General features: G+C 43.8%; 7 protein-coding genes. 6 read left to right on the top strand and 1 reads right to left on the bottom strand.

Annotated elements, in window-relative coordinates; all coding sequences use genetic code 11:
* The first annotated feature begins 64 nt into the window (after positions 1–64).
* From rplL to fusA, 6 genes are all read left to right on the top strand, one after another.
* Entirely contained in the window at positions 65–436 is a 372-nt protein-coding gene (gene rplL / locus RMO68_RS01155) for a 50S ribosomal protein L7/L12 (protein WP_295052846.1), read from the top strand.
* Between the two features lie 164 nt (positions 437–600).
* Entirely contained in the window at positions 601–4,746 is a 4,146-nt protein-coding gene (gene rpoB, locus RMO68_RS01160; protein WP_310438874.1) for a DNA-directed RNA polymerase subunit beta, read from the top strand.
* Positions 4,739–9,247 (top strand): DNA-directed RNA polymerase subunit beta', encoded by a 4,509-nt coding sequence (gene rpoC / locus RMO68_RS01165; RefSeq protein ID WP_310438875.1) that lies wholly within the window; start codon positions 4,739–4,741, stop codon positions 9,245–9,247. Before rpoB ends, rpoC begins: the two co-directional genes overlap by 8 nt.
* Before the next feature lie 231 nt (positions 9,248–9,478).
* Positions 9,479–9,859: a 30S ribosomal protein S12 gene (rpsL, locus tag RMO68_RS01170; protein WP_013461125.1), complete on the top strand. Its 381-nt coding sequence runs from the start codon at positions 9,479–9,481 to the stop codon at positions 9,857–9,859.
* Positions 9,860–9,933: 74 nt separating this feature from the next.
* Positions 9,934–10,401, top strand: a complete 468-nt coding sequence (gene rpsG, locus RMO68_RS01175) for a 30S ribosomal protein S7 (RefSeq protein ID WP_294894170.1) — start codon at positions 9,934–9,936, stop codon at positions 10,399–10,401.
* A 77-nt stretch (positions 10,402–10,478) separates the two neighbouring features.
* Positions 10,479–12,563, top strand: coding sequence for an elongation factor G (fusA, locus tag RMO68_RS01180; RefSeq protein WP_310438876.1), 2,085 nt, complete (start codon positions 10,479–10,481; stop codon positions 12,561–12,563).
* Between the two features lie 39 nt (positions 12,564–12,602).
* Here fusA and RMO68_RS01185 read toward each other — a convergent pair whose 3' ends face one another.
* A complete protein-coding gene (locus tag RMO68_RS01185; RefSeq protein ID WP_310438877.1) occupies positions 12,603–13,199 on the bottom strand; it encodes a superoxide dismutase in 597 nt (198 codons plus the stop codon).
* Positions 13,200–13,286: the final 87 nt, after the last annotated feature.

The following is a 13,286-nucleotide window of genomic DNA, read 5'->3' on the forward strand; positions in this document are numbered from 1 at the left end:
TTGGAAAACCGCTGATAGTAATGTCGGCATAAAATTAAAAACAAAATTCTAATAGGAGAATATTATGGCTGTTACAAAACAAGACGTTCTTGAGTTTATCTCAAACCTTTCTGTCCTCGAGCTTTCAGAGCTTGTAAAAGAATTCGAAGAAAAATTCGGAGTATCTGCTCAACCGGTAGCGGTTGCAGGTGGTGCAGTTGCTGCAGTTGCTGCTGAAGAAGAAAAAACTGAATTCGACGTTATCTTGAAAGACGGTGGTGATAAAAAAATCAACGTTATTAAAGTAGTACGTGCGATGACAGGTCTTGGTCTTAAAGAGGCTAAAGATGCAGTTGAAGGCGCTCCTACAACTATCAAAGAAGGTATCTCTAAACAAGATGCTGAAGCAGCGAAAAAAGAGCTTGAAGAAGCTGGCGCTGCCGTCGAAATCAAATAAATTTGATCGGAGGCACCCGTGCCTCCACCTCCCACAGGGCACTTTACGAAGCGGATTTTACCTTCTTCGTAAAGTGCCCATACGTCGTTATGGACTCAAGGACGCTTGAGTCATAGACTTTGCACTTATCCCTATGGGATCAAAAACTTCGATTGAGGTAGCCTATGTTAAACACTCTTCACTCCGGAAACCGCTTACGCGTTGATTTCGCGAAAACTCCCCAGCAAATTGAAGTACCGAATTTGTTACAACTTCAACAAAGTTCGTATGAATCATTTTTGATGTTAGATCAAAAAGATCGTACAAAAAGCGGTATTGAACGCGTATTTCAGTCGGTATTCCCGATTCATGATTCACAAAACCGTCTCTCTCTTGAATATCTCGGTTCTGAGGTAGGACGTCCTAAATATACTGTACGTGAATGTATGGAACGCGGATTGACCTACTCGGTATCGCTTCGTATGAAAACACGTCTTATGATTTGGGATCGTGACGAAAACACCAAAGAGAAAACCGGTGTTAAAGATATTAAAGAACAAACGATTTTTATCCGTGACATTCCTTTGATGACCGAACGCACATCGTTCGTCATTAATGGGGTTGAACGTGTTGTTGTTAATCAACTTCACCGCTCTCCTGGGGTTATCTTCAAAGAAGAAGAATCGACCACTGCCGGAAGCAAAATGATTTTTACCGGTCAAATTATCCCTGACCGCGGTTCATGGCTCTATTTTGAGTATGATCCGAAAGATATCCTTTACATGCGTATCAATAAACGTCGTAAAGTACCGGTAACTATCATGTTCCGTGCCCTTGGATACAGTAAACAAGACATTTTAAAAATGTTCTATCCATTGCAAAAAATCCGTGTTGAAGAGAACAAATATCTTATGGATTTTGATCCGGAACAATTTGCCGGACGTCTTGGGTATGATCTTATTGACAGCGAGGGGAAACTCCTTGTTGCTGCCGGTAAACGTCTTTCAGCGAAAAAAGCGGAAAAATTGATTTCTGAGGGTGTCACTGCAATCCAGTATCCGATCGAAACCTTGATCGAGCGTCATTTGGCTGAGCCGATTATCGATGCGGTAACCGGTGAAGTCATGTTCGACACTATGGCACAGCTTGATGAGACTAAACTCAAAAAGATGATCGAAGCGGGCGTTAAAGAGTTCGTAATCGCAAATGACCTTGCAGAAGGGTATGACAGTGCTATTATTAATGCATTTATCGCCGATGCCGATTCACTAAAATTGCTTCGTCAAACGGAAATTATCGAAGATGAAAATGATCTTGCGGCGATCCGTATTTATAAAGTAATGCGCCCCGGTGAACCGGTAACCAAAGAGGCAGCGAAAATTTTCGTGAATCAGCTTTTCTTTGATCCGGAGCGTTATGATTTGACCCGTGTCGGCCGTATGAAAATGAATCATAAACTTGGGTTGAATATCCCTGAGTACGTGACCGTTTTAACCAACGAAGATATTATCAATACCGTTAAATACGTTGTTAAAGTTAAAAATGGACAAGGTCATATTGATGACCGTGACCACCTCGGTAATCGACGTATCCGTTCAATCGGTGAGTTGCTCGGTAACGAGTTACATAACGGTTTGATCAAAATGCAAAAAGCGATCAAAGACAAACTCTCAACGATGAGCGGACCGACCACCGAGTTGATGCCGCACGATTTGATCAACTCAAAAATGATCACCTCTACCATCATGGAGTTTTTCAGCGGCGGACAATTGTCACAATTCATGGACCAAACGAATCCGTTGTCAGAAGTTACCCATAAACGTCGTTTATCTGCACTCGGAGAAGGCGGTCTTGTTAAAGAGCGTGCCGGATTTGAAGTGCGTGACGTTCACCCGACTCATTACGGTCGTATTTGTCCGATTGAAACCCCTGAGGGTCAAAACATCGGTTTGATCAATACGTTGGCAACCTACTCAAAAGTAAATGAGCACGGATTTATCGAAGCTCCGTATAATGTGGTCAAAGACGGTGTGGTAACGAATGAAGTCGTTTATTTGACCGCAACTCAAGAAGAGGGGAAAGTTATTGCTGCGGCGTCAAGCCGTGTGGATGAGAAAGGTAACTTCCTGGATGATTTGGTTGAGACACGCCAAGACGGTGAATACCCTCTTGTTTCTCCAAAAGAGTGTGAACTCCGCGACTTGACTCCGCATATGGTTGTCGGTGTTGCGGCAAGCTTGATTCCGTTCTTGGAACACGATGACGCGAACCGCGCATTGATGGGATCGAACATGCAACGTCAAGCCGTGCCGTTGTTGCGTCCTGAAGCACCTATGGTCGGAACAGGGGTTGAAAAACTCGTTGCTCGCGATTCATGGGAGTGTGTGAAAGCTGAACGCAGCGGGATCGTTGAAAAAGTCGATTCTAAACACATTTACGTGATGGGTGAAGACGAAGACGGAACGTTTATTGATTATTATCCGTTGCAAAAAAATCTTCGTACCAACCAAAATACGACGTTCTTGCAAAAACCGATCGTTAAACAAGGGCAAATGGTAACGAAAGGTCAAATCATCGCAGATGGTCCGAATATGGATCAAGGTGAATTGGCACTTGGTATCAATGCACTTGTTGCCTTTATGCCGTGGAACGGATATAACTTCGAGGATGCGATCGTTATGTCTGAGCGCATGATTCGCGAAGATGCATTTACCTCTGTTCATATCTATGAAAAAGAGGCGGAAGCACGCGAACTCAAACACGGTGTCGAAGAGATCACTCGTGATATTCCGAACGTTCGTGATGACGAACTTTCACATCTTGATGACAGCGGTATCGTAAAAATCGGTACCTATGTTAAAGGGGGGATGATCCTCGTCGGTAAAGTTTCTCCGAAAGGTGAAGTAAAACCGACTCCTGAAGAGCGTTTACTCCGCGCTATCTTCGGTGAAAAAGCGGGTCACGTGGTCAACAAATCACTCTACTGTACACCGAGTATGGAAGGGGTTGTTGTTGACGTTAAAGTGTTCACGAAAAAAGGGTACGACAAAGATCCACGCACGCTTGAACTTGAAAAACAAGAGCGTGATGAACTCGAGCGCGAACACTACGATCGTTTGTTGATGATCGACAAAGAAGAGATGCTCCGCATCGTTTCTTTGCTTACGAAACACCCATTGCTAAGCGATGTAAGCATCAACGGCAACGAGTATAAAGCGGGTGAAAATGTCAAAGCGGACGATCTTAAAGAGGTTAACCGTTTTGCGATGAATAACGTTGTTAAGGCATTCAGCGACGATATTCAAGAGAAATACAACCAAACGAAAAACCATTTCCAAAAAGAGAAGAAAAAATTCCGTGATGAACACGAAGAAAAACTCTCTATCTTGGAAAAAGACGACATCCTTCCAAACGGTGTTGTTAAATTCGTAAAAGTCTATATCGCGACAAAACGTAAACTCAAAGTCGGGGATAAAATGGCGGGACGTCACGGGAATAAAGGTATCGTCTCTACGATCGTTCCTCAAGTTGACATGCCGTACATGGCAAACGGACGCTCAGTCGACGTTTGTTTGAATCCGCTCGGGGTTCCGTCTCGTATGAATATCGGGCAAATCCTTGAGATGCACCTCGGTATGGTCGGGAAAGAACTCGGGTTCCAAATTCAAGATATCTTCGAAGCAAAACAAAAAGAGTTCATCGGCGACTTACGTGCAAAAATGATCTCTTTCGCCGATGTTGCAGGTCTTATGAACGCGGCTAAAGTACTTGGCGATATGGATGATGCTACCCTTCTTGGTTATGCACAAGACTGGTCTCGCGGTGTTAAATTCGCAACTCCGATTTTCGAAGGGGTTACCGAAGCGGAGTTTGCGAAACTCTTTGAATTGGCAAAACTTGATAATGATGGAAAAATGGAGCTTTACGACGGTAAAACCGGCGATAAAATGAAAGAACGCGTTAACGTCGGTTACATGTATATGCTTAAACTCCATCACTTAGTTGATGAGAAAGTGCATGCCCGTTCAACCGGACCATACTCTCTCGTTACCCAACAACCGGTCGGTGGTAAAGCCCTCTTCGGCGGACAGCGTTTCGGGGAGATGGAAGTATGGGCTCTAGAAGCCTATGGTGCTTCTGCCGTACTTAAAGAGATGTTGACGATTAAATCGGATGACGTTGACGGACGTGTACGTGCGTACAAAGCAATTACGAAAGGTGAAAGTGTACCGGCATCCGGTATCCCTGAGACTCTTTTCGTATTAACCAAAGAGCTCCAATCATTGGCGCTTGATATTGAGATTTTTGACGAGGTGGATGACAATGAGTAAATTAGTACCGGTTGCCGTAACGGAAGAGAATCGCCCAGTCGATATTAAACAAATCCAATTTCGCCTTGCGTCTCCTGAGAGAGTTCTCTCATGGAGTCACGGTGAAGTAAAAAAACCTGAAACTATCAACTATCGTACCCTTAAACCGGAACGTGACGGATTGTTTTGTGCCAAAATTTTCGGACCGGTTCGTGATTACGAATGTTTGTGCGGAAAATACAAAAAAATGCGTTACAAAGGTGTTATTTGTGAAAAATGTGGCGTTGAAGTCACTTCGGCAAAAGTTCGCCGTACCCGTATGGGACACATTGACCTTGTTACTCCGGTAGCGCACATTTGGTATGTCAGCTCACTTCCAAGCCGTATCGGAACACTCCTCGGCGTGAAGATGAAAGACCTTGAGCGCGTATTGTATTATGAAGCGTACATCGTTAAAAGCGGTGGGGAAGCGTATTACGACGGCGAGCAAACCTCTGCAGTCCTTAAATATGATGTATTGAATGAAGAGCAATATCGCACATTGGTACAACGTTACGGAGACAGCGGTTTTTCTGCAGAGATGGGTGGATCAGCGGTTCGTGAATTGCTTGATGAACTCGATCTCGTTGATCTTTTCTCGTCATTAAAAGAAGAAGTAGCAGGAACCAACTCAGAGGCAAAACGTAAAACCATCGTTAAACGTTTGAAAGTTATCGAGTCGTTCTTGAATTCAGGTAATAATCCGGCGTGGATGATGCTCACCGCATTACCGGTTTTACCTCCTGAACTTCGTCCTTTGGTAAGTTTGGACGGTGGAAAATTCGCGGTATCGGATGTCAATGACCTCTATCGCCGTGTTATCAACCGTAACCAACGTCTTAAACGTCTTATCGAGCTTGAAGCACCGGAAATTATCGTACGTAACGAAAAACGTATGCTTCAAGAAGCAGTCGATGCGTTGTTCGACAACGGTCGTCGTGCAAATGCCGTTAAAGGTGCAAACAAACGTCCGTTGAAATCTCTCTCTGAGATCATCAAAGGGAAACAAGGACGTTTCCGTCAGAATCTACTCGGTAAACGTGTTGACTTCTCGGGCCGTTCCGTTATCGTTGTCGGGCCAAACCTTCAAATGGATCAATGCGGATTGCCAAAACAAATGGCATTGGAGCTTTTCAAGCCTCATTTGATCGCAAAACTCGAAGATAAAGGGTATGCGACCACCGTTAAAGCGGCGAAAAAAATGATCGAAGAGAAAACCAATGAAGTTTGGGAGTGTCTTGCGGAAATCGTTGAGGGTTATCCGATTATGCTTAACCGTGCACCGACGTTGCACAAACTCTCGATCCAAGCGTTTCACCCGAAACTGATTGACGGTAAAGCGATCCAATTGCATCCTCTCGTTTGTGCCGCCTTCAATGCGGACTTCGACGGTGACCAAATGGCGGTTCACGTTCCACTTTCAGCTGAAGCGATTGCGGAGTGTAAAGTATTGATGCTCTCAAGTATGAATATCTTGCTTCCTGCATCGGGTAAAGCGATTGCAACCCCTTCACAAGATATGGTCTTGGGTCTTTATTATCTGACTCTTGGCAAAAATGATGTGAAAGGATCGAATAAACTTTTCAGCAATGTTGATGAGATTATGATCGCACTTGAGCATAATGCACTCGATTTACATGCAAAAGTTCGTACCCGTGTTGACGGTCGTGTTATCCATACGACTGCAGGACGTATGATTCTTCAAGATATTCTTCCTGAATTCGTACCAGCTGAGCTTTGGAACGTTGTGATGAAAAAGAAAAACATTTCAATCCTTGTTGACTATGTCAATAAACACGGAGGAATCGCGGTAACTGCCGGTTTCTTGGATGATTTGAAAAACCTTGGTTTCAAATATGCGACTAAATCGGGTGTTTCTATCTCTATCACGGATATCATTATCCCTGAAATGAAAGCGGGATTGATTGTTTCGTCTAAAAATCGTGTTAAAGAGATCCAAAAACAGTTTGAAGCGGGTCTTTTGACCGAGCAAGAGCGTTATAATAAAATCATTGACGTCTGGACCGATACGAACAATACCGTTGCGGGCGGAATGATGGAATTGATCCAAAACGATAAAGAGGGATTCAACTCGATCTTTATGATGGCGGACTCTGGAGCGCGTGGTTCTGCGGCTCAAATTCGTCAGCTTGCCGGTATGCGTGGTTTGATGGCGAAACCGGACGGTTCGATTATTGAAACTCCGATTATTTCGAACTTTAAAGAGGGTCTAAACGTTCTTGAGTACTTTATTTCTACCCACGGTGCTCGTAAAGGTCTTGCGGATACTGCACTCAAAACAGCGAATGCGGGTTATTTGACTCGTAAACTCGTTGACGTTGCGCAAAACGTGAAAATCGTTGAGCACGATTGTGGAACTCACGAAGGGATTGAACTTACCGATATCTCTGTCGGTAATGAATTGATCGAGCCGTTAGAAGATCGTATTTACGGTCGTGTATTGGCAGAAGATGCAATCGATCCGATCACGAATGAGATCCTTTACTCTGAGGGAACGCTGATCGATGAGATCAAAGCCTCAAAAGTGATCGAAGCGGGTATCCGTTCAGTTCAAATCCGTACTCCGACAACGTGTAAATCAGAGGGTGGCGTATGTGCCCTTTGTTACGGACTCAACCTCGGAAGCGGCGGTATCGTTAAACGCGGAGAAGCGGTCGGTATTATTGCGGCACAATCCATCGGGGAACCGGGTACACAGTTGACACTTCGTACCTTCCACGTTGGGGGAACGGCGTCAAGTACCCGTGAAGAGCGTCAAGTTGTTGCGACTAAAGAAGGTTTCATCCGTTATTACAACATGAAAACCTACCTTTCAAAAGAGGGAAAACAAATCGTTGCGAATCGTCGTAATGCCGCAATCCTTTTGGTTGAGCCGAAAATCAAAGCTCCGTTTAACGGAACCGTTGAGATTCAAACGATTCACGATGAAATTATCGTTAGTGTTAAAGGTGAGAGCCAAACCGTTCGCTACACCCTTCGTAAAAATGAAGTGGCTAAACCGAATGAGCTTGCAGGTGTTAGCGGTAAAATCGAAGGTAAATTCTATCTTCCGTATGAAAACGGTACAGCGGTAAAAGCGGACGAATCGATCGTTGAAACGATTAAAGACGGATGGAATGTACCTAACCGTATCCCTTACGCCTCTGAGATCCAAGTTAAAGACGGTGCACCGATCACTCAAAAAATCCTTGCTAAAGAGAAAGGAGTTATTAAATACTACCTCCTCAAAGGCGATTATCTTGAGCGTCATCATGAGATTACAAAAGGGTACAGCGTTGAAGAGAAAGGTCTTTTTGCCGTTGTTGCCGATAATGAAGATCGTGAAGCAATCCGTCACTATATTGCACGCGGTTCTGTAATTGAAATTAACGATAATGAAGCGGTTAAAGCGGATACGATTATCGCAAAACCTGTAAAAGAAGAGTCAATTATTATCGCAGAGTGGGATCCGTATTCGAATCCGATTATCTCTGAAACCGATGGTGTTATCACATTTGAAGATATTATTCCAGGGGTTACAGCATCTGAGCAATTTGATGAATTGACCGGTAAAACCCGTTTGATGATTAATGAGTATGTTGCACCTGAATTTAAACCGGCGATCGTCCTTGCGGCGAATGACGGTTCGGTTATCCGCTATGCGGTTGAGCCGAAAACAGCGATTTTCGCACAAGACAGAGCCGATGTAAAAGTGGCCGATATCTTGGCAAGAACGCCGAAAGCGTTACAAAAATCACGCGATATCACCGGGGGTCTTCCACGGGTTTCTGAACTTTTCGAAGCACGTAAACCTAAAGAGATCGCTCTTATCGCAGAACTTGACGGGGTTGTCAGTTTCGGTAAACCGCTTCGTGGTAAAGAACGTATCTTGATTACGTCTGAGAACGGAATGGTTAAAGAGTATTTTGTTGATAAAAACCTTGTTGCATTGGTTCATCCGGGTGAGTTTGTTCACGCCGGTGAGCGTTTGACTGACGGTATTATCAGCTCACACGAGATTTTGAGAATCTTGGGTGTTAAAGCGTTGTATAACTATTTGGTAAGTGAAGTACAACAAGTTTACCGTCGTCAAGGGGTTAACATCGCCGACAAACACATCGAAGTTATCTTTACTCAGATGTTGCGTCAGATCAAAATCCTCCGCTCGGGTGACACTAAGTTCATCGAGGGCGATGTGGTTTCTAAAGCACAATTCAAAGTTGAGAACGAAAAAATTCTTCGTCTCGGCGGAGAGCCTGCGATTGCTGAGCCGTACCTTGTCGGTATTACCCGTGCAGCGGTTAGTGCTGACTCGATCATCTCAGCGGCATCGTTCCAAGACACTACAAAAGTCTTGACCGAAGCAGCAGTTTCTGCGAAAATCGATGACTTGACCGATCTTAAAGAGAACGTCATCATCGGTCGTACCATCCCGGTCGGTACCGGTATCTATAAAGACCAAAAAATGGTTTTCGGAGACTAAGCTATAGTTTCTGGAAACGCAATCGGAACAAAGTCCCGATTGGCTGCGCTAACGCTGAGTTTACTTCAGCAGTAAGCTCATGCGCACTTGTGCGCTTTATGCTTCTCCTCTCTTACAAATTCCTTAAAATAAGCTCAAATTAATCAAAAATTAGCTATTATTGCGCGTTTATTAGTCCCCTTTAAGTAGCGGATTAAAATTCTACTGGAACATTTCAACAAAGGAGATTGTGTGCCAACAATCAACCAACTTATTCGTAAAGAGCGACAAGCGGTAGTGAAAAAATCAAAATCACCCGCTTTGGTGTCATGCCCACAACGTCGTGGTGTATGTACTCGTGTATATACTACAACCCCTAAAAAACCGAACTCGGCGCTTCGTAAAGTTGCTAAAGTTCGTTTGACTTCTGGGTTTGAAGTTATTAGTTATATCGGTGGTGAGGGTCACAACTTGCAAGAGCATTCTATCGTTCTTGTTCGTGGCGGTCGTGTAAAAGACTTACCGGGGGTTAAATACCATATCGTACGTGGTGCTCTCGATACTGCGGGTGTTAAAGACCGTAAAGTATCTCGTTCTAAATACGGAACGAAAAAAGCTAAGGCTAAAAAATAATCAATTAGTCTGACAAGATTCGGTTTTTGATGACCCTATTTTGAGTAAATGAAAAAAACATTGAAGGAAACATTATGAGAAGAAGAAAAGCGCCCGTTCGCGAAATTATGCCTGACCCGGTTCATGGTTCAAAAATTTTGACAAAGTTCATCAACAAAATTATGTGGGACGGTAAAAAAAGTACCGCTGAAAAAATTATGTACGGTGCTTTGGATATCATGGGTTCACGTGGTGAAAAAACAGGTATCGAAGTGTTTAACGCTGCGATTGATAACATCAAACCGGTTATCGAAGTAAAAAGCCGCCGTGTGGGTGGAGCGACCTACCAAGTTCCAGTAGAAGTTCGTCCTGTACGTCAACTATCTCTTGCAATCCGCTGGTTAACCGATGCGGCACGCAAACGTAACGAGCGCACTATGGCAGAGCGTTTGGCAAATGAATTATCAGATGCTGCAAACGATAAAGGTACAGCATTCAAACGTAAAGAAGATACTTACAAAATGGCTGAAGCGAATAAAGCGTTCGCTCACTATCGCTGGTAAGATATACGTAACCTTTTGATGACCCTCTCGGGTTATCATTCCCCTATCCACTATAAACTCTATTAAGGGCTATTATCATGGCAAGATCCCATAAACTTGAAGACGTAAGAAACATCGGTATCGCCGCTCACATCGACGCGGGAAAAACGACAACAACTGAGCGTATCTTGTTCTACACCGGTGTATCACACAAAATCGGTGAAGTTCACGAAGGTGCTGCAACTATGGACTGGATGGAGCAAGAGCAAGAGCGTGGTATTACCATTACCTCTGCGGCGACAACATGTGAATGGAACGGCAAACAAATTAACATTATTGACACTCCGGGCCACGTTGACTTCACTATTGAAGTTGAGCGTTCTATGCGTGTACTTGACGGTGCCGTAGCGGTATTTTGTGCCGTTGGTGGGGTTCAACCACAATCGGAAACAGTATGGCGTCAAGCAAACCGTTACGGGGTTCCTCGTATGGTTTTCGTCAACAAAATGGACCGTACAGGGGCGGATTTCTACAACGTAGAAGAGCAAATTCGTGCACGTCTTAAAGCGAATCCAATCGCGATTCAACTTCCAATCGGTGCGGAAGATCAATTTAAAGGGATCATCGATCTCGTTAAAATGAAAGCAATCCTTTGGGATGAAGATGCGGCGATGGGTTCAAACTATCATGAAGCGGAAATTCCTGCGGATATGGTAGAAAAAGCGAATCAATACCGTGCACAACTCATGGAAGCGGCGGCTGAGGGCGACGATACTTTGATGGAGAAATTCTTCGAAGAGGGTGAACTCACTAACGAAGAGATTATGCGCGGGATTAAAGCCGGATGTCTTAAAATGGATATTATTCCTATGACATGCGGAACAGCGTTCAAAAACAAAGGGGTTCAAACTCTTCTTGACGCAGTTGTTGATTACCTACCGTCACCTTTGGAAGTTGCGGCGATCAAAGGGACTATGGAAGACGATGAAGAGGTTGAAGTTGATGTTGAATCAACTGATGATGCTCCATTCGCCGGTCTTGCGTTTAAAATCATGACCGACCCATTCGTAGGACAGCTCACTTTCGTACGTGTTTACCGTGGTGTTCTTGAATCAGGTACTTACGCATATAACACCATCAAAGGTAAAAAAGAGCGTATCGGACGTATCGTTAAAATGCATGCAAACAAACGTGAAGAGATCAAATCTCTCTACGCAGGTGAAATCGGTGCGGTTGTCGGTCTCAAAGACACAACAACCGGTGATACACTATGTGATGAGCGCGAACGTCTAGTACTAGAGCGTATGCACTTCCCTGAGCCGGTTATCTCGGTTGCGGTTGAGCCTAAAACCAAAGCGGACCAAGAAAAAATGGGTATCGCTTTGGCAAAATTGGCTGCGGAAGATCCATCTTTCCGTGTTCATACAGATGAGGAGACAGGACAAACGATCATTAGCGGTATGGGTGAACTTCATCTTGAAATCCTTGTTGACCGTATGTTCCGTGAGTTCAAAGTTGAAGCGGAAGTCGGTGCACCGCAAGTTGCGTACCGTGAGTCAATTCGTAACGAAGTTAACCAAGAGTACAAATACGCAAAACAATCGGGTGGACGTGGACAATTCGGTCATGTATATCTCCGTATCAAGCCGGGTGTACCGGGTACCGGTTATATCTTCCACAACGAAATCAAAGGTGGGGTTATTCCAAAAGAGTATGTTCCTGCCGTTGAAAAAGGGTGTAAAGAAGCGATGCAAAAAGGTGTTCTTGCGGGTTATCCGATTGAGGACGTTGAAGTTGCATTGTATGATGGTTCATACCATGAGGTTGACTCCAATGAGATGGCGTTTAAACTCGCTGCATCTATGGGATTCAAAGAGGGTGCACGTAAAGCAAACCCAGCTATCCTTGAGCCTATGATGAAAGTTGAAGTTGAAGTTCCTGAGAACTTCATGGGTGACGTTATCGGTGACCTTAACCGCCGTCGCGGACAAGTTAACAACATGGGTGACCGTTCTGGTAACAAAATTGTTGATGCGTTCGTGCCGTTGTCTGAAATGTTCGGTTATTCAACTGACCTTCGTTCAGCAACTCAAGGGCGTGCAAGTTACTCTATGGAATTCGATCACTACGAAGAAGTTCCACGTAACGTTGCCGAAGAGATTATCAAAAAGCGTAACAGCTAAGCTTTTCTCTTTCTCCTTTTGCCCCTTTCGGGGCACACTCTATTCTGCTAAATTTTCATTCGCGAAATCCCAATTTAATAAATTTTTGATTACGGCATCGGTGTAGTCAGCACGGGCGTTTTTATAGTCTAGATAATAGGCATGCTCCCATACATCGATACATAAAATCGGCTTTATACCGTGTGCAATCGGAGTATCGGCATTCGTGGTTTTAATTATGGTCAATTTCCCATTTTCGATTACGAGCCATGCCCATCCACTTCCAAACTGACCTAATGCGGCTTCTTTGAAGAGTTTGACGAAATTTTCATAGCTTCCAAAATCGGCAGAGATTTTTTGACCAACCGCTCCGTTTGGGAGACCTCCTCCATTGGGCTTTAAACTATTCCAGTAAAAAGTATGATTCCATACTTGTGCCGCATTATTAAAAAGGGCGACTTTCGTGGAATCATTGACACTTTGAATAATGATATCTTCTAGGGAGATATTTTCGAGTTCACTCTCTTTTGTCAGATTATTGGTATTGACGACATACGTATTATGATGTTTACCGTAATGGTATTCGAGTGTTTGAGAACTAATGTAGGGTTCTAACGCATTTTTTTCAAACGGTAGCGGGGGTAATATAACAGCCATAATAAACTCCTTATATGAATCTTTGTTTATTATAAATCATATAAGACTTATATTCGAATAAAAAAAAATAGTAATAAAAAAAAGAAG

Source organism: Sulfuricurvum sp., from assembly GCF_031427015.1.
In the GTDB taxonomy this organism is placed as follows: Bacteria; Campylobacterota; Campylobacteria; order Campylobacterales; family Sulfurimonadaceae; genus Sulfuricurvum.

Bases quoted from the DNA above. Each gene is read 5' to 3' on its own strand.
- rplL (WP_295052846.1), top strand. From the start codon at position 65: ATGGCTGTTACAAAACAAGACGTTCTTGAGTTTATCTCAAACCTTTCT.
- rpoB (WP_310438874.1), top strand. From the start codon at position 601: ATGTTAAACACTCTTCACTCCGGAAACCGCTTACGCGTTGATTTCGCG.
- rpoC (WP_310438875.1), top strand. From the start codon at position 4,739: ATGAGTAAATTAGTACCGGTTGCCGTAACGGAAGAGAATCGCCCAGTC.
- rpsG (WP_294894170.1), top strand. From the start codon at position 9,934: ATGAGAAGAAGAAAAGCGCCCGTTCGCGAAATTATGCCTGACCCGGTT.
- fusA (WP_310438876.1), top strand. From the start codon at position 10,479: ATGGCAAGATCCCATAAACTTGAAGACGTAAGAAACATCGGTATCGCC.
- RMO68_RS01185 (WP_310438877.1), bottom strand. From the start codon at position 13,199: ATGGCTGTTATATTACCCCCGCTACCGTTTGAAAAAAATGCGTTAGAA.